This window comes from Ralstonia sp. 1138 (genome assembly GCF_040544795.1).
Taxonomy (GTDB): Bacteria; Pseudomonadota; Gammaproteobacteria; order Burkholderiales; family Burkholderiaceae; genus Ralstonia; species Ralstonia flatus.
In genome coordinates this window covers 794,556-815,970 of the sequence record NZ_JBEPKQ010000002.1, presented here as the reverse complement: position 1 = coordinate 815,970, position 21,415 = coordinate 794,556, and the positions used below count along the sequence as shown (strand labels likewise).

At 64.8% G+C, this 21,415-nt stretch carries 21 protein-coding genes and 1 tRNA gene; 12 read left to right on the top strand and 10 right to left on the bottom strand.

Annotation, left to right across the window (positions count from 1 at the left end):
* Positions 1–10: 10 nt before the first annotated feature.
* From mutY to mutM, 3 genes are all read right to left on the bottom strand, one after another.
* Complete coding sequence (gene mutY, locus ABIC76_RS11560; protein WP_354534041.1) at positions 11–1,159, bottom strand: A/G-specific adenine glycosylase; 1,149 nt, start codon at positions 1,157–1,159, stop codon at positions 11–13.
* A 103-nt stretch (positions 1,160–1,262) separates the two neighbouring features.
* The gene (locus tag ABIC76_RS11555) at positions 1,263–3,206 is read right to left on the bottom strand and encodes a dynamin family protein (protein WP_027678307.1); all 1,944 of its coding nucleotides are present in this window, start codon (positions 3,204–3,206) and stop codon (positions 1,263–1,265) included.
* Between the two features lie 291 nt (positions 3,207–3,497).
* Positions 3,498–4,373, bottom strand: coding sequence for a bifunctional DNA-formamidopyrimidine glycosylase/DNA-(apurinic or apyrimidinic site) lyase (mutM, locus tag ABIC76_RS11550; RefSeq protein WP_354534040.1), 876 nt, complete (start codon positions 4,371–4,373; stop codon positions 3,498–3,500).
* A gap of 101 nt (positions 4,374–4,474) precedes the next feature.
* Between mutM and ABIC76_RS11545 the strand changes: the two genes are divergently transcribed.
* The 8 genes from ABIC76_RS11545 to ABIC76_RS11510 all read left to right on the top strand — a co-directional run bounded on the left by ABIC76_RS11545 (position 4,475) and on the right by ABIC76_RS11510 (position 11,290).
* On the top strand, positions 4,475–6,412 hold the full coding sequence (locus tag ABIC76_RS11545) for a tetratricopeptide repeat protein (RefSeq protein ID WP_354534039.1): 1,938 nt from the start codon (positions 4,475–4,477) through the stop codon (positions 6,410–6,412).
* Positions 6,412–7,035, top strand: a complete 624-nt coding sequence (lolB, locus tag ABIC76_RS11540) for a lipoprotein insertase outer membrane protein LolB (RefSeq protein ID WP_354534038.1) — start codon at positions 6,412–6,414, stop codon at positions 7,033–7,035. The genes ABIC76_RS11545 and lolB overlap by 1 nt, the downstream gene beginning before the upstream one ends.
* A 15-nt stretch (positions 7,036–7,050) precedes the next feature.
* Positions 7,051–7,920 (top strand): 4-(cytidine 5'-diphospho)-2-C-methyl-D-erythritol kinase, encoded by an 870-nt coding sequence (ispE, locus tag ABIC76_RS11535; RefSeq protein WP_354534037.1) that lies wholly within the window; start codon positions 7,051–7,053, stop codon positions 7,918–7,920.
* Positions 7,921–7,970: 50 nt separating this feature from the next.
* Positions 7,971–8,047, top strand: a tRNA-Gln gene (locus ABIC76_RS11530).
* A 78-nt stretch (positions 8,048–8,125) separates the two neighbouring features.
* A complete protein-coding gene (locus ABIC76_RS11525; RefSeq protein ID WP_004633415.1) occupies positions 8,126–9,076 on the top strand; it encodes a ribose-phosphate pyrophosphokinase in 951 nt (316 codons plus the stop codon).
* 152 nt (positions 9,077–9,228) lie between these two features.
* The gene (locus ABIC76_RS11520) at positions 9,229–9,855 is read left to right on the top strand and encodes a 50S ribosomal protein L25/general stress protein Ctc (protein WP_027678312.1); all 627 of its coding nucleotides are present in this window, start codon (positions 9,229–9,231) and stop codon (positions 9,853–9,855) included.
* 169 nt (positions 9,856–10,024) lie between these two features.
* Positions 10,025–10,627 carry an aminoacyl-tRNA hydrolase gene (pth, locus tag ABIC76_RS11515; RefSeq protein WP_354534036.1) on the top strand — a complete coding sequence of 201 codons (603 nt, stop codon included), beginning with the start codon at positions 10,025–10,027 and terminating at the stop codon, positions 10,625–10,627.
* 24 nt (positions 10,628–10,651) lie between these two features.
* A complete protein-coding gene (locus ABIC76_RS11510; protein ID WP_354534035.1) occupies positions 10,652–11,290 on the top strand; it encodes a DUF4124 domain-containing protein in 639 nt (212 codons plus the stop codon).
* A gap of 66 nt (positions 11,291–11,356) precedes the next feature.
* Here the strand turns inward: ABIC76_RS11510 and ABIC76_RS11505 are convergent, their stop codons facing one another.
* The 5 genes from ABIC76_RS11505 to ABIC76_RS11485 all read right to left on the bottom strand — a co-directional run bounded on the left by ABIC76_RS11505 (position 11,357) and on the right by ABIC76_RS11485 (position 15,971).
* Complete coding sequence (locus ABIC76_RS11505) at positions 11,357–11,620, bottom strand: YfhL family 4Fe-4S dicluster ferredoxin (protein ID WP_102064446.1); 264 nt, start codon at positions 11,618–11,620, stop codon at positions 11,357–11,359.
* Positions 11,621–11,670: 50 nt separating this feature from the next.
* Positions 11,671–12,174: a pantetheine-phosphate adenylyltransferase gene (coaD, locus tag ABIC76_RS11500; RefSeq protein WP_027678316.1), complete on the bottom strand. Its 504-nt coding sequence runs from the start codon at positions 12,172–12,174 to the stop codon at positions 11,671–11,673.
* 197 nt (positions 12,175–12,371) lie between these two features.
* Positions 12,372–13,028: a 16S rRNA (guanine(966)-N(2))-methyltransferase RsmD gene (rsmD, locus tag ABIC76_RS11495; protein WP_354534033.1), complete on the bottom strand. Its 657-nt coding sequence runs from the start codon at positions 13,026–13,028 to the stop codon at positions 12,372–12,374.
* Between the two features lie 94 nt (positions 13,029–13,122).
* Positions 13,123–14,475, bottom strand: coding sequence for a M16 family metallopeptidase (locus ABIC76_RS11490; protein ID WP_102064444.1), 1,353 nt, complete (start codon positions 14,473–14,475; stop codon positions 13,123–13,125).
* Positions 14,475–15,971 (bottom strand): M16 family metallopeptidase, encoded by a 1,497-nt coding sequence (locus tag ABIC76_RS11485; RefSeq protein WP_354534032.1) that lies wholly within the window; start codon positions 15,969–15,971, stop codon positions 14,475–14,477. Before ABIC76_RS11485 ends, ABIC76_RS11490 begins: the two co-directional genes overlap by 1 nt.
* A 60-nt stretch (positions 15,972–16,031) precedes the next feature.
* Between ABIC76_RS11485 and ftsY the strand changes: the two genes are divergently transcribed.
* Positions 16,032–17,228, top strand: coding sequence for a signal recognition particle-docking protein FtsY (gene ftsY, locus ABIC76_RS11480; RefSeq protein WP_354534031.1), 1,197 nt, complete (start codon positions 16,032–16,034; stop codon positions 17,226–17,228).
* A 79-nt stretch (positions 17,229–17,307) separates the two neighbouring features.
* On the opposite strand, the gene maiA is transcribed toward ftsY, so the two are convergent.
* Both maiA and ABIC76_RS11470 read right to left on the bottom strand, forming a co-directional pair.
* A complete protein-coding gene (maiA, locus tag ABIC76_RS11475; protein WP_102064441.1) occupies positions 17,308–17,958 on the bottom strand; it encodes a maleylacetoacetate isomerase in 651 nt (216 codons plus the stop codon).
* Between the two features lie 26 nt (positions 17,959–17,984).
* On the bottom strand, positions 17,985–18,686 hold the full coding sequence (locus tag ABIC76_RS11470) for a fumarylacetoacetate hydrolase family protein (RefSeq protein WP_354534030.1): 702 nt from the start codon (positions 18,684–18,686) through the stop codon (positions 17,985–17,987).
* Positions 18,687–18,833: 147 nt separating this feature from the next.
* Here ABIC76_RS11470 and ABIC76_RS11465 point away from each other — a divergent pair, with 147 nt between their 5' ends.
* The 3 genes from ABIC76_RS11465 to ABIC76_RS11455 all read left to right on the top strand — a co-directional run bounded on the left by ABIC76_RS11465 (position 18,834) and on the right by ABIC76_RS11455 (position 21,354).
* Complete coding sequence (locus tag ABIC76_RS11465) at positions 18,834–19,460, top strand: ANTAR domain-containing response regulator (protein WP_354534029.1); 627 nt, start codon at positions 18,834–18,836, stop codon at positions 19,458–19,460.
* A gap of 88 nt (positions 19,461–19,548) precedes the next feature.
* On the top strand, positions 19,549–19,854 hold the full coding sequence (locus tag ABIC76_RS11460; RefSeq protein WP_354534028.1) for a hypothetical protein: 306 nt from the start codon (positions 19,549–19,551) through the stop codon (positions 19,852–19,854).
* Between the two features lie 219 nt (positions 19,855–20,073).
* Positions 20,074–21,354, top strand: coding sequence for a CmpA/NrtA family ABC transporter substrate-binding protein (locus ABIC76_RS11455; RefSeq protein WP_354534027.1), 1,281 nt, complete (start codon positions 20,074–20,076; stop codon positions 21,352–21,354).
* Positions 21,355–21,415: the final 61 nt, after the last annotated feature.

Sequence of the window (21,415 nt, the reverse complement as noted above, 5' to 3'; positions counted from 1 at the left end):
GGCAGGCCCGCTAGATTAGGCTCGGCTGCACCAACGTCTCCAGTGCCAACTTCACCGGCGCAGGCAACCCGACTGAACTGAGCTGCGCAAGCGGTACCCAGCGCCAGTCGTCGTCGAGCGCGGCGGGTGTGGCGATCTCCGCGCGCAGCAGATGCATGTGCAAGCGAAAGTGCGTGAAGGTGTGCGTGAGCGCGCCGGCCATCTCCACGGTGGAGACGTCGCCATAGGCCTGCGCGGCACGACGCACGGTGCCCACATCCAACGGATGCGCATCGAGCGCGTCGTCCATCTCGCCCACCAGCGGCAACGACCACAAGCCGCCCCAGATACCGCGTTGCGGGCGACGCTGCAGCAACACCGCGTCGGCGTGCAGCGCGATGACAAGGGTGGCGGCGCGCTCGGGGATCGCCTTGCGCGGGCGCGGCACGGGCAGCTCCATCACGCGACCGCTACTGCGCGCTTCGCATAGCGATTCGAGCGGACAAGGCCGCTCGCCGCTCAGGCATGCGGGCTTGCCGCGCGTGCACACCGTGGCCCCGAGATCCATCAAACCCTGCGTGTACGGTTGAATGCCCTCGGCCGGCGGCAGTACGGCTTCGGCGATGCGCCACATGGTGTCTTCGACGCGCTTGTCACCAGGAAAGCCATCGATGCCGAACACACGCGCGAAGACGCGCTTGACGTTGCCATCGAGAATGGCTGCGCGCACGCCATACGAAAACGCAGCGATGGCCGCCGCGGTCGACCGGCCGATGCCCGGCAGCGTCGCCAATACGTCGGGATCACGCGGGAAGATGCCGCCGTGCTCCGCTACCACGATCTGCGCGCAGCGATGCAGATTGCGTGCGCGCGTGTAATAGCCGAGGCCCGCCCACGCAGCCATCACGTCGTCTGCCGGCGCAGCGGCCAAAGCCTGCACGGTCGGGAAGCGTTCGATGAAGCGTGCGTAGTAGCCCAGCACCGCGCTCACTTGCGTTTGCTGCAGCATGATCTCGGAGAGCCATGTGCGATACGCGTCGCCGGTGTTCTGCCACGGCAGATGGTGACGGCCATGACGCTGCTGCCAGGCGACCACGCGCGTGGCGAAATCGTCAGGAAGCGGCGGCAATACGGGAACGGTCTGAGCAACGCGGCGCGTGCGGCGGGGGCTGGCGGTCATGCGTGTGATGGAAAAGCGGTGGACGGAACGTGCGCGCTGGCGGCGATCCTACCAGAACGAAAAAAGCGCCCGCAGGCGCCTTCTCCGTAACGAACGATGCGCGTCAGGCCGCGAACGACTGCCGCTCCAGAATCGTCCCGGCCGCGAGAATGCGATCGGTGTACTGCGCGATCGTGCCGCTGCGCTCATCGAGCGTGTTGAGCAGCGCTTCGAGTTCGGTGATGCGTGCTTCCAGCGTATCGGTGGCCTCGTGAATGCGCTCGATCGAATCGACACGCTTGCGCAGTTGCTTCTGGTGATCGCGCACCTGCGCTTCGAGCGGCGTCATGACCGACTTCAGCCAGATCTCGATGTCGCGGTTCATGTCCTGGAACGTGTCCAGCACGCGGCTGGCCACCGTCGAGAAGGCACCGTGCACGAGTTGCGGCTTCGGACGCGTCAGGAAGCTGAACGCGCCAAAGTGGTTGTGCGCGAGCATCAGCGTCTCTTTCAGATCGGCGTCGTAGCGCGTACCCAGAAAGCGCAGCGGCGGCGACAGCGTGAAGCCGTGTTCGGCGTTGAACTTCTTGTACATGCCGTCAACCATCTGGTGCAGTTGATCGATGCGGTTGGCCGCGTCGCGCACCAGGCCGGTGAGGTGACCGAACAGCTTGTCCATGTCGTCGCGCAGGCCGCGCGAGAACACGCGCTCCTTCATCTTCTCGCGCGCTTCGCGCATGGTCGAGCGGATCTGCTTGAGCTGCACGCTCTTGATAATCTCCGCGCTGTGGCGGCCGAACACCGTGCGCAGCGCCTGGAATTTGGCAATGCTCTGCTCGAACTCTTCCTTCTCGCCCTGCACGCGCATCAGCATGTGCTTGACCATCGTGTGGTTCTTGCCGCGCAGCCCGCGCAGTTCGAACAGCTGCTCGACGATGTCGCGGCGGCGCATCTGCAGCAGTTGCTGCGCACCGGCGGCCATGTCCTTCACCGCCAGCTGAACCTGCTCGGTAACGATCTCGCGACGCTGCGGAATCAGCTGATCCGACAGCACCGACTCCAGCTCCGGCAGCCGGCTCTTGGCCAGCAGTTCGTGATCGTGGCTGACCTTCGCCAGCAAGCCCTTCTGCGCCGACACCGGATACACGCGCTCAACATCGATATCGAGCACCTGCGCCGTGGTCATGATCTGGCGGCTGACTTCGCTCTCGACTTCTTCTTCAGACTTGAGCGGATCCCACAGGCCATCGACCTTGTTGAGCACCGCGATGCAGCCCTTGCGCTGACCGCCGCCCACATGCGAGCGCCACAGTTCCAGGTCGCTCTTGGTCACGCCGGCGTCCGCTGCCAGCACGAACACGACGACATGCGCATCCGGAATCAGGCGCAGCGTCAGTTCCGGCTCGGTACCGATGGCGTTCAGGCCCGGCGTATCCAGTATCACCAGCCCCTGCTTGAGCATCGGATGCGGGAAATTGATGATGGCGTGCCGCCACTTCGACACCTCGACCGTGCCCGCGGCATCCACCGAAAACGCGGCGTCGGGATCGGCGTCGTTATAGAGGCCCAGCTGCTCGGCTTCTTCCTTGGGCACGCGCACGGTTTCCACCACGTGGCGGAACGCTTCGAGCATGCCCTCGGGCGACGACGGATCGAGCGGCACCGACAGCCAATGGCTTTCGGCATCGCGAAAGTCAGCGGTCGACGCATCGTGCAGGCGCGTCTCGATCGGCAGCAGACGGATCGACGGCGGATAGCTTTCGTCGTACATCAGCTCGGTCGGACACATCGTGGTCCGGCCCGCCGACGACGGCAGGATGCGGCGGCCGAAGTCCGCAAAGAAGATGGCGTTGATCAGCTCGCTCTTGCCACGAGAGAACTCGGCAATGAAAGCGACCTTGAGCTTGTCGCTGCGCAGCACGCCCCGGATGCGCTGCGCGCGCATGTCGGCCTGGGCGTCGTACAGCTCCTGCGCTTGCAGCCAGTCCTGGAATTCCCCCACCGACTGCAGTACCGAAGCGCGCCAGGCGCTGTACTGCTCGAACTGTGTGCTCAGTGTGTTGTTCATCGTTCTGTCTTATTTTGTGTGCGCGACCCGACCGCCAAAAAAATGCGCGCGCCCCTCGACATCGCTGTTACCGCCCAATTACGGCACAGAAATGCACAAATTTAGGTGGAACGATACAGCGAACCGCCGGCTTCCGGGCGAACTTTCCGCAAGGTTCTCCAGCCCGGGCAGACAAGTGTTGCGGGATGCCATCGAAGGCCCCGCACCCCACTTCAAAAACCTTGCGAAATGGCGTCTAGATCGCTCCAGCACGGCCTTTTCCAGCGGCTTCGGGGGGCGTGAAGCGGTCGATCAGTGCTGACAGGTCGGACAGTAAAACGTCGAGCGCTGACCCTGCACGATCTGGCGGATCGGCGTGCCGCACACCCGGCACGGCAGACCGGCGCGGTCGTACACGAAGGCATCGAGCTGGAAGTAGCCGCTTTGTCCGTCCGAGCCGACAAAGTCACGCAGCGTGCTGCCGCCCCGTGCGATGGCATCTGCGAGCGTGGCGCGAATGGCCTCGGCCAGCGCCGCATAGCGGGGCCGGCTGATGCGACCCGCCGCCGTGGTCGGCCGGATTCCGGCGCGAAACAGGCTTTCCGAACAGTAGATATTGCCCACGCCGACCACGATGTCGCCTGCCAAGAGCGCCGACTTGATGGCCACCTTGCGCCCCCGCGTGCGGGCAAACATCCAGTCACCATCGAATCGCGCATCGAACGGCTCGATACCGAGATTGCGCAGCAACGGATGCTCGGCCAGGCCGGCTTCGTCGCCCGCATGCCAAAGCACGGCACCAAAGCGGCGCGGATCCCGATAGCGCAGTGTGATGGGTACGCCAGTTGCGTCGGCGAGCTCGATATCGACATGATCGTGCGGGCCGGGCGGCACGGGCGTTTCCAGCACGCGCAAGGTGCCCGTCATCCCAAGATGGATGAGCAGCCAGCCGCCTGCGGTATCGGCGGGGCGGCCGGATTGGCCCACTGCGGGCACGCATTCGATGAGCAGATATTTGCCCCGGCGCAGCAGGCGCGTAACGGTCAGGCCAGCGAGCAGTTCCGGCAGCGCCGGATCGATCGGCCAGCGCAAGCCGTGGTGGCGTACCACGACGCGCACGATACGTCGCTCCGTAACATGCGGTAGCAAACCCAGGCGAGTGACCTCGACCTCCGGCAACTCAGGCATCGAACCTCCATCCCATGTGCTGCTCCAACCTTTTTTACGATGCGGGCGATTGTAGCGGTCAGGCTACAATGCCCCGAACCCCTATCCGGAGCTTCGAGACCATGCCTCACGCCCTCTCCCATTCGCCCGCGACGCAACGCCCGCGGCGATTCCCGCGCAGCAGAACGGCCCTGCTGGCCGCGCTGGTGGCGGGAGGGCTGACGAGCCTGCTGGCATGGTCGTCGCAGTCGACGGCCACCACTCCGCTGATCGCCCAAGCTGCACAGGAAGGCGGCACGGGTGGTCGCGCAGCCGTCCAGATTGAACGCTCGCGCCCGCGCACTGGCCTGTTGAGTTCGGAGCGCACCGATCTGCCACGTGTCGCGCTCAATGAAGACATCATGTACCGCGTGCTGGCATCGGAAGTGTCGCTGCAGCGCGGGCTGGTTGAACCGGCGTACCGCACCTACCTCGCGCTCGCGCAAGACACCCGCGACCCCCGCTTTGCCCAGCGCGCCACCGAGATCGCGTTCCTGACGCGCTCCCCGGCGCAGGCGCTGACTGCCGCCCGCCTGTGGGTGGAACTGTCGCCGACGTCCATGCCCGCTCGCCAGGTGCAGCAGCTCCTGCTGGTGGCCACGGGCCAGTGGTCGGAAGTCGAACCGATGCTGCAGGCGCAGCTGAACAAGGTCTCACCCGGCCAGCGTGCCGATGCCCTGCTGCAATTGCAGCAGCAGATGTCCAAGAGCAGCGATCCGGTGGGCGCCGTAGACGCGCTGCAGCGCATCGCCTCGCATGACATGCAACGCCCCGAAACGCATCTGGCCCTGGCCCGCGCGAAGGTCGCCGCCAAGGACACCACCGGCGCGTTGACGGAACTGGACACGGCGCTCAAGCTGCGTCCCGGGTATGAAGATGCCGCCATCCTCGCCGCCGAACTGCGTGCCGATGGCGACCCCGATGCCGCCATCGCCGGCCTGCGCAGCTTCCTGAAAGCCGCACCTGCGTCCATCGATGGCCACCTGGCGCTCGCCCGCATGTACCTCGTGCGCAATCAGCAGGACAAGGCGCGCGCCGAATTCGAAACGCTCAAGAAGATCGCGCCCAACGATGCGCGCATCACGCTTGCCCTGGGGCTGTTGAACCTGCAGCAGCGCCAGTACGAAGACGCCGAGCGTTACCTGAAGGAATACGTGGCCGCCACCGCCAAGTCGCCCACGCTGAGCCCCGAGCCTGGCTATCAGGGCCTCGCCCAGCTGGCCGAAGAGAAGCGCGACTACGCCGGCGCGCTCGGCTGGGTCGACAAGATCACCGGTTCCGCCAACGGCGACGCCGACGGCCAGACCGCGCTGGCAGCCGGCATCAAGCGTGGCCAGTTGCTCGGCAAGCTGCGCCGCATCGACGAGGCACAGCAGACGTTCGACGAACTCGTTGCCGACTCTGAAGACGTGCCCGACGGCCCGCGCCGCCAGGCGCTGATGGACGGTATCCGCCAGGCCGAAATCGGCATGCTGATGGACGCCAAGGCTTACGGTCGCGCCCGCGCCCGCGTCAACGAACTGCTCCAGAGCGACCCGGACAACGTCGAATATTCGTACCAACTGGCGATGCTCGAAGAGCACGACGGCCATTACGACAACATGGAAACGCTGCTGCGCAAGGTGATCGACCTGCGCCCGGCCCAGGCCATCGGCTACAACGCGCTCGGCTACTCGCTGGCCGACCGCAACGTGCGCCTGCAGGAAGCGCAGGAGCTGCTGGAGAAAGCCGTGTCGCTGGCACCGGATGACCCCTACATCGCCGACAGCCTCGGCTGGGTCAAATACCGTCGCGGCGATCTGCCCGCCGCCACCGACATCCTGCGCAAGGCGTGGTCAGCCGCGCCGCAAGCCGAAATCGGCGCGCACCTGGGCGAGGTGCTGTGGCAATCGGGCAAGCAGGACGACGCGCGCCAGATCTGGACCGAAGCGTCCAAGCTCGACGTAAACGACACCACCTTGCGCGACACGCTGCGCCGCTTCGGCCAGCCGGTGCCCAATGTTCCCGTGAGCGCGAATTGATGGCGATACGGTTCACGCGCGCGCTCGGCGCGCTGATGCTCGGCGCCGGCTGCGTGCTGTTCAGCGGGTGCACAAGCCTGCGGCCAACCAACGATCTCTTCGCCGGCACGCAAGACGCCGATGCCACCATCACGCGTTATCAAGGGCGCTTCTCGGCCCGCTACACGCAGAACAACACCGAGCAAAGCGCCGTCGGCAGCTTCCTCTGGCGTGAACGCGGCGCCGACGTGCAGCTTGAATTGATGTCGCCGCTGGGCCAGACGCTGGCCATCGTCAGCCAGAGCAACCAGGGCGCCACGCTCGAACTGCCGAACCAGCCACCGCGCCGCGCACCCGAAGTCGACACGCTGATGCAGGATGCGCTCGGCTTTTCGCTGCCGGTTTCCGGCCTGCGCGACTGGCTGCGCGCGCGCCCCGCTCCGGGCACACCTGCACGCGTGGCACGCGACGCGCAATCGCGCCCACAAACCATCGAGCAGAACGGCTGGACGGTCCACTACGTCGCGTGGGCCGACGACGGCAACAACGCTGACGGCGCCAAGGCGACCATCCGACGGCTCGATCTCGATCGTCAGCACGGCGCCAACGGGCCGCTCTCGGTGCGACTCGTGCTCGACCAGTAACGCCTTCGCTTCGCCATGTCCTCCGCCCCCGTCGAGCTGCGTGACTGCCCCGCGCCCGCCAAGCTCAACCTCTTCCTGCACGTGGTCGGCCGCCGGCCTGACGGCTACCACCTGCTGCAAACCGTCTTCCAGTTGATCGACTGGAGCGACACGCTGCATTTCACGCGCCGCTCCGACGGCCGCCTCGTACGCACCACGGATATCCCGGGCGTGCCTGCCGATGACGACCTCATCATCCGCGCCGCGCGCCTGCTGCAAGCAGAAACGGGCTGCACCTACGGCGTCGACATCGCCGTCGAGAAACGCCTGCCGATGGGCGGTGGCATTGGTGGCGGCTCATCCGATGCCGCCACCACGCTGCTTGCGCTCAATCGTCTCTGGGGCCTTGATCTGCCGCGCACGCAACTGATGGCGATCGGCCTGAAGCTCGGTGCCGACGTGCCCTTCTTCGTGTTCGGCCAGAACGCCTTCGCCGAGGGAATCGGCGAAGAACTGACGCCCGTCGCGCTGCCGCCGGCGGCCTTCGTGGTGATCCACCCACGCGTACATGTGCCCACCCCTGCAATTTTTTCCGATGAAGGGTTGACACGCGATACGCCACTCACCATAATTACGGACTTTCCTGACCAACAAATTGTTTTCGCTTACGGTCGCAACGACCTGCAAGCGGTGGCGGAAAGGAAATACGGCGAAATCGCCCGAGCACTTGCCTGGCTGCGTCAGTTCAGCCCTCTGGCAAGAATGACCGGATCCGGCGCCTGCGTATTTGCTCCGTTCGACAACGTTGAGCAGGCGCAAGCGGTAGCGGATCAGGTGCCTTCCGAATGGGAGGGTCGGTGTGCGGCAGGTCTGTCGCATCACCCGCTCGCAAGATTTGCTGTGTAAGGTTTGCAGTTATTGCTTCTGCAATGGAAGCAGTAACCGATCGGTTGTGTAGGGGCGTCGCCAAGCTGGTTAAGGCACCGGATTTTGATTCCGGCATGCGTAGGTTCGAATCCTTCCGCCCCTGCCATTTTCTTCCTTATGTTCCCAGCAATAGCCCGGTTGGCTTCAGCCAGCCGGCGCGTCTGAAGTCAACACAGGTGCCCCGATGAGCAGCGAAGGCTTGATGGTTTTTACCGGCAATGCCAATCCCAAACTCGCAGAAGCTGTCGTCAAGCATCTAGGCATTCCGCTAGGCAAGGCCCTCGTCGGCCGATTCTCCGATGGGGAAGTCCAGGTCGAGATCCAGGAAAACGTGCGCGGCAAGCACGTGTTCATCCTGCAATCCACCTGCGCCCCGACGAACGACAACCTGATGGAATTGATGGTGATGGTCGATGCGCTCAAGCGCGCGTCTGCCCGCCGCATCACGGCCGCCATCCCCTACTTCGGCTACGCCCGCCAGGATCGCCGCCCGCGTTCGGCGCGTGTGGCCATCACGGCCAAGGTCGTGGCCAACATGCTGGAAGTCGCCGGCGTCGAGCGCGTGCTGACGATGGACCTCCACGCTGACCAAATCCAAGGCTTCTTCGATATCCCGGTCGACAACATCTACGCGTCGCCGATCCTGCTCGAAGACCTGCGCAAGAAGAACTACGAAGACCTGCTGGTGGTATCGCCCGACGTCGGCGGCGTGGTGCGCGCACGTGCGCTCGCCAAGCAGCTCGGCGTGGACCTGGCGATCATCGACAAGCGTCGCCCGAAGGCCAATGTGGCCGAGGTGATGAACATCATCGGTGAAGTCGACGGCCGCAACTGCGTGATCATGGACGACATGATCGACACCGGCGGCACACTGTGCAAAGCCGCGCAGGTGCTCAAGGAGCGCGGCGCCAAGCAAGTGTTCTCGTATTGCACGCACCCGGTGCTGTCGGGCGGCGCCGCTGCTCGCATTGCAGACTCGGCGCTCGACGAAGTCGTCGTGACCGACACCATCCCGCTACGCGAAGACGCGATCAAGTGCGGCAAGATCCGCCAGCTCTCGACCGCGCCGCTGCTGGCCGAGACCTTCACCCGCATCGTGCGCGGTGACTCGATCATGTCGCTGTTTGCTGAATAATTCGGCACCTGAGCGGCTTACTGTTATAATTCAAGGCTTTATCGCAGAAAACGTCGACTAGACGGCACTTCTGCGATGTCTGCGGGGCGCAATATGGCGCCCCGTTCACCAGACGGCTTGGTCGCGAGTCGTCTTTTTCGTTTGGAGCAATCATGAAAGTTGTCGCTTTCGAGCGTAGCGTTCAGGGCACTGGTGCGAGCCGCCGCCTGCGCAACGCCGGCAAGACCCCGGGCATCATCTACGGCGGCGAAGCCACCCCGAAGTTGATCGAACTCGATCACAACGCGCTGTACCACGCGCTGAAGAAGGAAGCCTTCCACTCGTCGATCCTCGACATCGAAGTGGCAGGCAAGGTGGAAAAGGCGCTGCTGCGTGACTTCCAACTGCACCCGTTCAAGCAACTGGTTCTGCACGTCGACTTCCAACGCGTGTCGGCCAAGGAAAAGATCCACGTCAAGGTGCCGCTGCACTTCCTGAACCAGGAAACTGCGCCGGGCGTGAAGCTGGGCCACGGCATCGTGAACCACATCCTGAACGACGTTGAAGTGTCGTGCCTGCCGGCCGACCTGCCGGAGTTCATCGAAGTGGACCTGGGTTCGCTGGAAATCGGCCAGACCCTGCACATCGCTGACCTCAAGCTGCCGAAGGGCGTGACCATCCTCACCCACGGTGGCGATGAGAACCCGGCTGTTGCCAACATCAGTGTGCCGGCTGGCGAGAAGTCCGCTGCCGCCGAAGAAGGCGCTGCTGCTGCAGGCGAAGACAAGCCGGCAGCCTAAGTTGCCGCCCCTCGCACTTCGGTGCGAGCGAAAAAAGCCCGCCGAGCCTGTCTCGCCGGGCTTTTTTTCCGCCTGAGCGGCGCGGACCGCACCGCCTCCAGGCTACGGAAAGCAGCTATGCTTGTACGATCAAGGGGCGCCTCCTGCACCTCAACCTGATACCAATCGCATGATCAAACTCATCGTCGGCCTCGGCAATCCGGGCGCCGAATATGCGGCGACACGACATAACGCCGGCTTCTGGCTGGTCGACCAGCTCGCTCGCATGGACAACGTAACGCTGCGCAACGAGACGCGCTTTCACGGCTATGCAGCGCGCGCCAACCTCTGGGGCAACGAGGTGTGGCTGCTGGAGCCGCAAACCTTCATGAACCGCTCCGGCCTGGCTACCGTCGCACTGGCCCGCTTCTACAAGGTGATGCCCGATGAAATCCTGGTCGTGCACGACGAATTGGATTTGCCGCCCGGTACGGTCAAGCTCAAGCTCGGTGGCGGATCCGGTGGCCACAACGGCCTGAAGGACATTGCAGCGCATCTGACCACACAACAGTTCTGGAGGCTGCGGCTGGGCATCGGCCACCCGCGCAACCTGCTGCCGCCGGGGTCGCCTGCGTCCGGCCAGCATGACGTCGCGAACTTCGTGCTCAAAGCGCCTCGCAAGGAAGAACAGGACCTCATCGACCGCGCCATCGATCAGAGTCTCGATGCGCTGCCGGAGCTGATTGCCGGCAACGCCGAAAAAGCCATGATGCGCCTGCATACCGCACGCTGAACCGCCAAGACAGAGGACACCGCCATGACACCGATCGCCATACTGACCTCACGCGCCGCCGTGCTGGCGGGTCTGGCGCTCGGCTTGGCAGCCCTCAGCCTGCCGGCGCACGCGCAGGTGTACCGCTGCAGCGAGAACGGCCAGACGACCTATTCGGACCATCCCTGCGGTACGCGTGCGAAGCCCGTGCCGATGATCGACAACACGCCCACGGCCGCCGACCAGAAGGCCGCCCGCGAGCGCGCCACCGCCGAGGCTGCCGAAGTCCAGCAGATGGAAACGGCGCGCCGCAAAGCGCAGGCGGCGGAAGACGCCCGCCAGGCCCAGATCGCAGCGCAGGCGGCCGAACAGGCGCGCCGCGAGCAACGGCAAAAAGTGGTGATTGCGCAGGAAGGCGTTCGCTACTGCCATCGCGTCTACGTGGGGCCGGTGCCCTACCCGCAGCCCTATCCGACGCCGATGCCGGTGATCAGCCAGCCTCCCGCGCCGGCAGCGGGCGCGCTGCGCCAACCTGGCAACGGCGCGAAGCCGTTCGCGCAAGCGCCCGCGGCGCCCACACCCATTGGGCCACGCCCCCCGCGTCCGCATTACCCGCACTACCGCATCGTCTGCGAGCCCGGCTATGCGTACGAAGGGCCGGAAGACTTGTTGCCGATCCAGTAAGCGCACTGCGAGCGAAACGGTAGGCACCAATGCAAAGAGACGGCCGAAGCCGTCTCTTTTTTGTGCTCACGCCGCGCGTGGTGGTGCGGAGGTGAGTTGAATGTACTTGTGCATCAACTGCTCTTGCGTTTCCTCATGGGCCGGGTCCTTGGGGATGCAGTCCACCGGACAGACCTGTTGGCACTGAGGCTCGTCAAAGTGGCCGACGCATTCGGTACATTTGCCCGGATCGATCACGTAGATCTCCGGGCCCATCGAAATCGCGCCGTTGGGGCACTCAGGCTCGCATACGTCGCAATTGATGCACTCATCGGTGATTATGAGCGCCATGATGCCTTCCTTGAAATGGCCGGCGAGCCAGCGCCCGCCAAAGCGTCATTTTATTCCGATTTGCCCGACCCTTCCGACTTGCCGGTCTTTTCCTTGAGCCATTTTTCGACCGACGGGAACACGAACTTGCTGACGTCACCGCCGAGCACAGCGATTTCGCGCACGAACGTGCCGGAGATGAACTGGTATTGATCCGAGGGCGTCAGGAACATGGTTTCCACGTCCGGCAGCAGATAGCGGTTCATGCCGGCCATCTGGAATTCGTACTCGAAGTCCGACACCGCACGCAGGCCCCGGACGATGACGCGCGCGCCGTTCTTGCGTACGAAATCCTTCAAGAGACCGGAAAACCCCTCGACCCGCACGTTGGGGTAATGGCCGAGCACTTCACGCGCGATTTCGATGCGCTCTTCCAGCGCAAAAAAGGGCCGCTTGTTCGGGCTCTGCGCCACCCCGACGATCAGCTCATCGAAGATGTTGGATGCGCGTCGCACGAGGTCTTCGTGGCCGCGCGTGAACGGATCGAAAGTGCCGGGATAAACCGCGATCACCATGGTTCCTCCACCAAGGGGAAAAGAGCATCCGCAAGCGTCGGCGTGGGACATGGCCGCGCCGGTACTGCATTCGGACGCCGTTGCGTTATCGACCGCGGCAGGTCCCGAGCCTGCCGCCTGTGCCACCGATATCGACCGGGCGCACCTGCCTTGCAGGTGCCGCCCGATGCTCATGCACCGGTTGCGAGCGGCGTAGTTTAACCGTTTTTGCGCAGCAGCAAATGCGCATGCACCGCACCGGCGCGCAGGTGTTTGTGAAGCACCAGATCGGCGGGCAACGCGAGGCCGGCAGCCGGCTCGGTGTCATGTGAATCAGCACTCACATCCACCAGCGGCTGCGCTGCTTCAACGTAGATCACGCCTCCGGGCTTGACCACCCGCGTCGCGGCTTCCAGCGCGCGCAACGTCCAGTCCTGCGCAAACGGCGGGTCGATGAACACCGCATCGAGCGCAGCATCGGGCTGCCGAGCGAGCCAGGCAAAGGCGTCGCCGGAGACGATGTCGACCATGCGCGCGCCCAGCTTGTCGCGGATGGCGTGCAACGCGCGCACGGCCGGGGCGTGGTTTTCGATGAGCGTCACGTGGGCGGCGCCGCGCGAAGCGGCCTCAAAGCCGAGCGCGCCGGTGCCGGCAAAGATGTCCGCGCAGCGCCAGCCGGTCAGGTCCTGCCCGAGCCAGTTGAAGACGGTTTCACGGACGCGGTCGCTGGTCGGGCGAAGGCCGTCTGCATCGACCACCGGAAGCGGCGTGCGCTTGTATTGCCCGCCGATGATGCGCACCTGCTGCGGTGCGCGCGCGTGCGACGTGGCGGTCTTGGCCTTGGGGCCTTTGGAGCTGGAGGTACGAGGTGCCATGGGCGCGATTTTAGGGGCTGTTGCCTCATAAAACGAGCGCAAACAAAAACCGGCGGGAAATGCCGCCGGTTTTTTCGGATCAAGACGCGGTACGTCAGTTCGCGGCGGCTTTTTCCGGACCGCCTACCACGATCGTCGCCATGGCCTGCGGTTGCAGCACGCGCTGGAATGCCGTGCGCACCTGCTCACGCGTGACAGCCGCGATGCGCTGCGTCCACGTATCCAGGTAGTCGAGCGGCAGGTTGTACCAGCCGATGTTGGCCACGTTGTCCAGCAGCTTGCGATTGCTGTCCAGGCGCAGGGGGAAGCCGTTGACGAGGTTGTCCTTGGCCGCCTTCAGCTCCGCGTCGGTCGGGCCATCGGCGACGAACTTGGCGACGGTCTCACGCACCACGCCCAGCGCTTCCTCGGTCTGGTCCTTGCGCGTCTGCAGCGCCAGTTCGAACGGACCGGGCTGTGCAGCAGGCGCGAAGTAGCTGCCGATGCTGTACGTCAGGCCGCGCTTCTCGCGCACTTCGTTGGTCAGACGCGCGCTGAAGCCGCCCCCGCCCAGCACGTAGTTGCCGACCAGCAGCGGGAAGTAATCCTTGTCGCCACGCGCGATGCCCGGTTGCCCCAGGATGATCGTCGCCTGCTGCGCGGGGTGCGGAATGCGGATCGTCTCCGCCTTCGCCAGCGGCATCTTCACATCGGGCAGCGCCGGCGGCGTGGCGCCGTCAGCGGGCAAGCCGCGCGTGATCTGCTCGGCGATGGCCTCGGCTTCCTGGCGGCTGATCGCACCGATCAGCGTCACCACCGCGCGCTTGGCCGTGTAGTTGGCCTGGTAGTAGCGCACGATGTCGTCGCGCGTGATGCTTTCCACCGTTTCCGGCGAAGCGGTCTGCCCGTACGGATGCGTGCCGTAGATGGCCTTGCCGAATGCGCGCTCGGCGAGCACCGACGGCTTGGTCAACGATTCGCGGATCGCAGCCACCAGGCGCTGCTTGTCGCGCGCGAGCACGGCATCGGGAAAGGTCGGCGCCGAGACGATCTGCGTCATCAGCGCGATGGCCGGGCCGCGCTCAACGGGGTCGGACAGCGTGCGCAGGCGCAGGCTCGTGCGGTCACCGCCGGCGCCGCCGCCAAAGCTCGCGCCCACATCGGCAAACGCATCGGCAATCGCTGCTTCATCGCGCGCGGGAGCATTTCCCTGCGCCGCGACGCCCTTGTCGAGCATGCCGGCTGTGAGCGAGGCCAGGCCCACCTTGGCAGCCGGCTCATAACGCGAACCCGCATCCACGTCGAGATTGATGTCCAGCATCGGAATCGACGGGCTCGGCACGAAGAACACGCGTGCGCCGGTCGGGGCCGTCCAGTGTTCGATGGGCAGCGCGGCCAGAGCGCTCTGCGCCGCCGCTGCAACAATGGCGACCAGCGCCGTCTTCAGGGTCAGAGACATGGCGCGCATCAACGCAGCCCTCCTTCATCGCGCATGCCGGGAACAGGCTTGCGCGCCGGTTTGTTGGGATCGATCGGTTGCGGCAGCAGCGTGGCGACGACGAGGTTGTCTTCGCTGAAGTAGGTCTGCGCCACGTGCTGGATCTGCGCCGACGTTACGGCCTTGATCTTCTCGAGCTGGCGATCGATGGAGCGCCACGACAGGCCGCTCATCTCGTTCATGCCGATCTCCATGCCCTGGCCGAACACCGAGTCCCGCTTGTAGATCTGCGCGGCCACAACCTGTGCCTTCACGCGCTTCAGTTCTGCATCGGTCACGCCTTCCTTGGCGATGCGCTCGATCTGCGCGCGCAGCGCCTGTTCGATCTCGGCGGTGGTGTGGCCGTCGGCAGGCGTGCCGTCCATCAGGAAGATCGACGGGCCGCGGTTCAGGCCGTCGTAGCCGGCATTGACGTCGTCGGCGATGCGCTTTTCGCCCTTGACGAGCTGGCTGGACAGGCGCGCGTTGTCATAGCCATCGAGCACGGCGGACAAGACCTCCAGCGCATACGGATCGACGTCTTTCTCCACATCGCCCAGGCGCGGCACCTTGTAGGCCAGCACAACGTACGGGTTCTCGGCCGGCGCCTTCACCCAGATGCGTTTGACGCCGATCTGCTTGGGCTCTTCCTGCGCATAGCGACGCGGCAGCGCATGCGGCTTGAGCTTGCCGTAGGTGCGCTGCGCAAGGCGAAAGACTTCGTCGGGTTTCACATCGCCCGCGACGATCACGGTGACGTTGTTGGGCGTGTACCAGGCGTGGTACCAGTTCTGCGCGTCCTGCACCGTCATCGTGTCGAGATCGCCCGGCCAGCCGATGGTTGGGTTGCGATACGGCGCGGCATTGAACAGCGTGGCGAGCATCTGCTCATACACGGTGGAACGGGCGGAGTCGTCGATGCGCATGCGGCGCTCTTCCTTCACCACATTCATCTCCGGCTTGAACTCCTTGTCGGTGAGCTGGAGATTGGCCATGCGATCGGCTTCGAGCCCCATCACATCGGCCAGGTGCGATTTCTCGATCTGCTGGAAGTACATCGTGAAGTCGCGCGTGGTCATGGCGTTTTCACGGCCGCCCAGGGCCGCCACGCGCCGGGAGAACTCGCCCGGGCCAACTGCCTTGGTGCCCTTGAACATCATGTGTTCGAGCATGTGGGCGACACCCGTGGTGCCGTTGTGCTCGTCGATGCTGCCGGCGCGATACCACACCATGTGCGCCACGGTGGGGGCGCGGTGGTCTTCCTTGACGATCAACCGCAGCCCGTTGGGCAGTTTGTATTCGTGCGTGTCGGACTGGCTGGCGCCCACCTTGCCACCGGCGATGGCGGCGGTCGGATGCCCCAGTGCAGCGGCCAGCTCCTGCGCGCCAACATGACTGGCCAGCAGGCCGGCCGCCAGGGCCGTCGCGGCCAATTGCCAGACTCGCGACCGAGCCCGGTTTGAAACGATTCGCATGGAAGAGCGCATAAGGGCTGTCTGATAAAATTCGACGCTTGATTCTAACGGCGAAATAGACTGCCTTTTACGATGTTTAGTTTCTGGAAGAAGCGCAAGGCAGAGCCCCAACCGGCCGCCGAACCCACGCCCGCAGCGGCACCCGAAGCCGCGCAGGCGCCTGCCCCGGCTGCCATCCCTGGCGCCGCTCCCGCCCCCATACCCGCACCGGTTCCAGCCCCCCAGCCCGTCGCTGCACCGGCTCCCGCGCCCGCACCTGTCGCGGCGCCGGCCCACGTGGCCGTGCCGGACGCACCTGCTGCGCGGCCTGCGCTCGACGTGCAAGCCGACGACGTCGAAACCGTCCCCACGCCCGCCGTCATCGAACAGGCCCGCAAGGGCTGGATGTCACGCCTGCGCTCTGGACTGTCGAAGACGAGCAAAGGCCTGACCACGCTCTTCGTCGGCGTGAAGGTGGACGAAGCGCTGTTCGAAGAGTTGGAAACCGCGCTGCTCATGGCCGATGCCGGTGTCGACGCCACCGAATACCTGCTCGGCGAACTGCGCCGCCGCGTCAAGGCACAGCGCATCGAAACCGCCGAAGGCGTGAAGACCGCCCTGCGCGATCTGCTGGTCGAGCTGCTGCACCCCTTGGAAAAAACCATGGTGCTCGGCCGCGAGCAACCGATGGTGATCATGATCGCGGGCGTGAATGGCGCCGGTAAAACGACCAGCATCGGCAAGCTGTGCAAGCACTTCCAGACCTACGGTCAATCGGTGCTGCTGGCAGCGGGCGACACGTTCCGCGCCGCCGCGCGCGAGCAACTGGTGATCTGGGGTCAGCGCAACAACGTCACGGTCGTGGCGCAGGAATCGGGCGACCCGGCCGCCGTGATCTTCGATGCAGTGAACGCCGCGCGGGCACGCGGCATCGATATCGTCATGGCGGACACCGCCGGCCGCCTGCCGACGCAGCTGCACCTGATGGAAGAACTCAAGAAAGTGCGCCGCGTGACCGCCAAGGCGATGGCCACGGCGCCGCACGAAACGCTGCTGGTGATCGACGGCAACACGGGGCAGAACGCCCTCGCGCAAGTCAAAGCCTTTGACGAAGCGCTGGGCCTCACGGGCCTGATCGTCACCAAGCTGGACGGCACGGCCAAGGGCGGCATCCTAGCCGCCATCGCGCGGCAGCGTCCGGTGCCGGTGTACTTCATCGGCGTGGGCGAGCAGGTGGAGGATCTGCAGCCGTTTTCCGCGCGCGAATTCGCGGATGCGTTGTTGGGGTGACCCCCTCGAGCACGACGCTTCAACGTAAAAACGCCCTGATTTGATCAGGGCGTTTTGTTTTGCACAGTAACGCTGCAGATTACGCGGAAGCCGCATCCGGCTGCGCCGCAGGCGCCGCCCGCTGAAACGCCTCCTGCGCCATACAGTGCTCAAAGATGCGCGCAAGCGTGGGGTAATCCTCCACCGCCACATCAAACCGCTTGCCGTTGAACACCTGCGGCACGAGGCACACGTCGGCCAGCGTCGGCGTGTCGCCAACACAGTAGGCGCCGGTCAGCGGCGACTGTGACAGCCGCGTTTCCAACGCCGCAAACCCCAGCTTCACCCAGTGGCGATACCAGTCGTTGCGCGCCTCTTCTTCCACGTTGAACGTGTTCTTCAGATACTTCAGCACGCGCGGATTGTTCAGCGGATGGATCTCGCAGGCAATCGCCAATGCAATCGCGCGGATGTGCGCGCGATTGCTGGGCGAGCCCGGCAGCAGCGTGGGCTCGGGATGCGTCTCTTCCAGGTATTCGACGATCGCCAACGACTGGTTCAGCACGTCGTTGCCATCGCACAGCACGGGCACCAGCGCATCGGGGTTCAGCTTGACGAAGTCGGGCGCCAGTTGCTCGCCCTTGAGCAGGTGCACCGGCGCGTAGTCGTACGGCAGGCCCTTGATCTCCAGGGCGATGCGCACACGGAACGACGCCGAACTGCGGAAGTAGTTGTACAGCTTGATCGACATGGCTTCTGACTCTTCTGTCGCGTCTATCAAATGACCTTGACGTGCAGTTCGCCCACGCCGTCGATCTTGCCGACCATCAGGTCGCCGACGACGACCGGGCCCACGCCTTCGGGCGTACCGGTGTAGATCAGGTCGCCAGGGCGCAGCTCGAACAGGCGCGACAGATACGCAATGGTTTCCGGCACCGACCAGATCAGGTCCGACAGGTCACCGCGCTGGTGTTCGCGGCCGTTGACCGACAACGTGATGGCGCCTTTGTCCGGATGCGCCACATCCTTGGCCGGCACGATCGGGCCGATGGGCGCCGAGCCGTCGAAAGCCTTGCCGGTCTCCCAGGGGCGGCCGCCCTTCTTTGCCGCGTTCTGCAGGTCGCGGCGCGTCATGTCCAGGCCGATGGCGTAACCGTAGATATGGTTGGCTGCCGTTTCCACGGCGATGTCGCGCCCGCCCGTGCCGATGGCGACCACGAGTTCGATCTCGTAGTGGCAATCCTTCGTTTCAGTCGGGTAGACGAACTGGCCGGTCTCGCCGTCCGGGATGTGGCGCACGGCGTCGGCCGGCTTGCAGAAGAAGAACGGCGGTTCGCGGTCGGGGTCGGAACCCATCTCGCGTGCATGGGCGGCGTAATTGCGGCCGACGCAATACACACGGCGCACCGGAAACTGGCCTTGCCCGCCACGCACGGGAATGCCATTGACGGCGGGCGGGGTGACGACGAAATCGGTCATGCGGGTCTCCTCGAACTCAGCTGGATTGGAACAGGTGGGAAACTGCGGCCACCGCCCCCCGGCGACCGACGAGTTTGCGAGGATACACCCGCACCGGGTCGGCGCGGTTCTTGCATGAGTGCCGTGCACCCTGCCCCACTTTGCGCCATGCAAACAAAGCCGCCCATTCCGAACCCCCCACCCGCCGCTGCGCCCATGCGCGTGCTGCTGGTGCGTGATCCGCTCGACGCTGAACAGATCAATCTGGAGCTGATCCGCGCTGGGCTGGCGGAGGCCGGCTTTGTGGACGTCGGCCTGGCGGACGCCGACCTGACGCTGCCCGAGCGCATTGCCGAGACACAGCCCGACATGGTGATCGTTGCGTCCGAATCGGCCGCGCGGGACACCATCGAGCACGTTTGCGTGGCCACTCAGCATGCACCCCGCCCGATCGTGCTCTTCACCGACAACGACGACGCCACGCGCATCAAGACGGCGTTTGCCGCCGGCATCACCGCCTACATCGTCGACGGCATCAAGCCCACGCGTGTGAAGGCCGTGCTGGACGTTGCCTATGCCCGCTTTGAACACGAGCGTGAATTGCGGGCCGAGCTGGATACCGCCAAGACGCAACTGGCCGAGCGCAAGGTGCTTGAGCGCGCCAAGGGCCTGCTCATGAAACAGATGAACCTGTCGGAAGACGACGCCTTCAAGCGCCTGCGCAAGATGGCGATGGATCGCAACATCAAGCTGGTGGAAGCCGCTCAACGCGTGATCGATGTGATGGCCGGCTGAGCGGTCAGACCATCGCCCAGTTTTGGTGCGTCGCACAACTCCGGCGCTGGAAACGCACCACGCGCGCGCGGCGTTCCGGACCTCACACGTGGCGTTCCAAACCTCAATTGCCGAGTTAAAAGCCTCGCGCTCCGAGTTCCGAACCTCAACCGCCGAGCTAAAAGCCTCGCACGCCGAGTTCCGAACCTCAACGGCCGAGCTAAAAGCCTCGCGCGCCGAGTTCCGAGCCTCAACGGCCGAGCTAAAAGCCTCGCGCGCCGAGTTCCGAGCCTCAACGGCCGAGCTAAAAGCCTCGCACGCCGAGTTCCGAACCTCAACGGCCGAGCTAAAAGCCTCGCACGCCGAGTTCCGAACCTCAACGGCCGAGCTAAAAGCCTCGCGCGCCGAGTTCTGAACGCGGAACGCCGAGAAAAAAGCTCGGCGCGCGGCGCTCAGAACTCGGATAGCCGAGACCCATCGCGCAACGTTGGCATACCCCTTGCAAGTGTCGCTGCGAAGCCGGTGCCAACGTGGGTATCGGCACGGGACAACGGCGTCCCGATGCACGGCAGCGCGCCCCTCTTTCGGATGGGCGGCGGTCGCGCATCGGGACGCTTTTTCTTTGGAGCCATGGATGGCCGCGCCAGACAAGACCGATGCTCTCGTCAACCCGATCAACCCGAAGCGCCGCAGCATCATGAAAGCCGCGGCGACGATTGCAGGAGGCAGTGCCGTGGCATTGATCGATCCGCTGGTGCGTGCCGGCGCCTGGGCCGCTGGCTCTGATGCGCCCGAGAAGACAGAGCTGAAGGTGGGCTTCATCCCCCTCACGGACTGCGCCTCGGTAGTGATGGCGTCCACGCTCGGCATCGACAAGAAGTACGGCATCAAGATCACGCCGTCGAAAGAAGCCTCGTGGGCGGGCGTGCGCGACAAGCTGGTATCGGGCGACCTGGATGCGGCGCACGTGCTGTACGGCCTGATCTATGGCGTGCAGCTCGGCATTGGCGGCCCCAAGAAAGACATGGCCGTGCTGATGACGCTCAACAACAACGGCCAGGCGATCACGCTGTCGTCCAAGCTCAAGGAAGCGGGCGTCAAGGATGGCGCGTCGTTGAAGGCCGTCATGGCGAAAGACAAGCGCGAATATGTGTTCGCGCAGACCTTCCCGACCGGCACGCATGCAATGTGGCTGTATTACTGGCTGGCCGCGCACGGCATCCACCCGCTGCAGGAAGCGAAGGCGATCACCGTGCCGCCGCCGCAGATGGTCGCGAACATGCGCGTGGGCAACATGGATGGCTACTGCGTGGGCGAGCCGTGGGGTGCCCGCGCAATTGCAGACAACATCGGCTTTACCGCCGAGACAACACAGGCCATCTGGAAAGACCACCCCGAGAAGGTGCTCGGCACCACGGCGGAGTTCGTGCAGAAGTATCCGAACACGGCGCGTGCGCTCACCGCGGCAGTGCTGGAGGCGAGCAAGTTCATCGATGCGTCGGCGTCGAACCGCCGCAAGACGGCCGAGACCGTCGCCGCCAAGTCCTACGTCAACACCGACATGGACATCATTCTCGACCGCATGCTCGGCCGCTACACCAATGGCCTGGGCAAGACGTGGGACGACCCGGACCCGATGCGCTTCTACCACGACGGCGCGGTCAACTTCCCGTACCTGTCGGACGGCATGTGGTTCCTCACGCAGCACAAGCGCTGGGGTCTGCTGAAGGCGCATCCGGATTACCTGGCTGTCGCCAAGCAGGTCAACCGCATCGACATCTTCAAGCAGGCGGCCACCGCCACGGGCACGCCGCTGCCCAAGAGCGACATGCGCACGGCCAAGTTGATCGACGGCGTGGTGTGGGATGCAAAGAACCCCGCCGCGTATGCGGACGGCTTCAAGCTGAAAGCCTGACGCCGCTCTCATCCTGAACCTCTGAATTTCTGATTGCGGTCCCTCACATCGATGGAGCCCG

Coding starts and splice junctions, on each gene's coding strand:
- ABIC76_RS11520 (WP_027678312.1), top strand. CDS start 9,229: ATGAAAGTTGTCGCTTTCGAGCGTAGCGTTCAGGGCACTGGTGCGAGC.
- lolB (WP_354534038.1), top strand. CDS start 6,412: ATGGCGATACGGTTCACGCGCGCGCTCGGCGCGCTGATGCTCGGCGCC.
- ABIC76_RS11505 (WP_102064446.1), bottom strand. CDS start 11,620: ATGGCGCTCATAATCACCGATGAGTGCATCAATTGCGACGTATGCGAG.
- ABIC76_RS11485 (WP_354534032.1), bottom strand. CDS start 15,971: ATGCGCTCTTCCATGCGAATCGTTTCAAACCGGGCTCGGTCGCGAGTC.
- ABIC76_RS11470 (WP_354534030.1), bottom strand. CDS start 18,686: ATGACCGATTTCGTCGTCACCCCGCCCGCCGTCAATGGCATTCCCGTG.
- maiA (WP_102064441.1), bottom strand. CDS start 17,958: ATGTCGATCAAGCTGTACAACTACTTCCGCAGTTCGGCGTCGTTCCGT.
- pth (WP_354534036.1), top strand. CDS start 10,025: ATGATCAAACTCATCGTCGGCCTCGGCAATCCGGGCGCCGAATATGCG.
- ABIC76_RS11465 (WP_354534029.1), top strand. CDS start 18,834: ATGCAAACAAAGCCGCCCATTCCGAACCCCCCACCCGCCGCTGCGCCC.
- ispE (WP_354534037.1), top strand. CDS start 7,051: ATGTCCTCCGCCCCCGTCGAGCTGCGTGACTGCCCCGCGCCCGCCAAG.
- mutM (WP_354534040.1), bottom strand. CDS start 4,373: ATGCCTGAGTTGCCGGAGGTCGAGGTCACTCGCCTGGGTTTGCTACCG.
- ABIC76_RS11545 (WP_354534039.1), top strand. CDS start 4,475: ATGCCTCACGCCCTCTCCCATTCGCCCGCGACGCAACGCCCGCGGCGA.
- ABIC76_RS11525 (WP_004633415.1), top strand. CDS start 8,126: ATGAGCAGCGAAGGCTTGATGGTTTTTACCGGCAATGCCAATCCCAAA.
- mutY (WP_354534041.1), bottom strand. CDS start 1,159: ATGACCGCCAGCCCCCGCCGCACGCGCCGCGTTGCTCAGACCGTTCCC.
- ftsY (WP_354534031.1), top strand. CDS start 16,032: ATGTTTAGTTTCTGGAAGAAGCGCAAGGCAGAGCCCCAACCGGCCGCC.
- coaD (WP_027678316.1), bottom strand. CDS start 12,174: ATGGTGATCGCGGTTTATCCCGGCACTTTCGATCCGTTCACGCGCGGC.
- ABIC76_RS11455 (WP_354534027.1), top strand. CDS start 20,074: ATGGCCGCGCCAGACAAGACCGATGCTCTCGTCAACCCGATCAACCCG.
- ABIC76_RS11490 (WP_102064444.1), bottom strand. CDS start 14,475: ATGCGCGCCATGTCTCTGACCCTGAAGACGGCGCTGGTCGCCATTGTT.
- rsmD (WP_354534033.1), bottom strand. CDS start 13,028: ATGGCACCTCGTACCTCCAGCTCCAAAGGCCCCAAGGCCAAGACCGCC.
- ABIC76_RS11555 (WP_027678307.1), bottom strand. CDS start 3,206: ATGAACAACACACTGAGCACACAGTTCGAGCAGTACAGCGCCTGGCGC.
- ABIC76_RS11510 (WP_354534035.1), top strand. CDS start 10,652: ATGACACCGATCGCCATACTGACCTCACGCGCCGCCGTGCTGGCGGGT.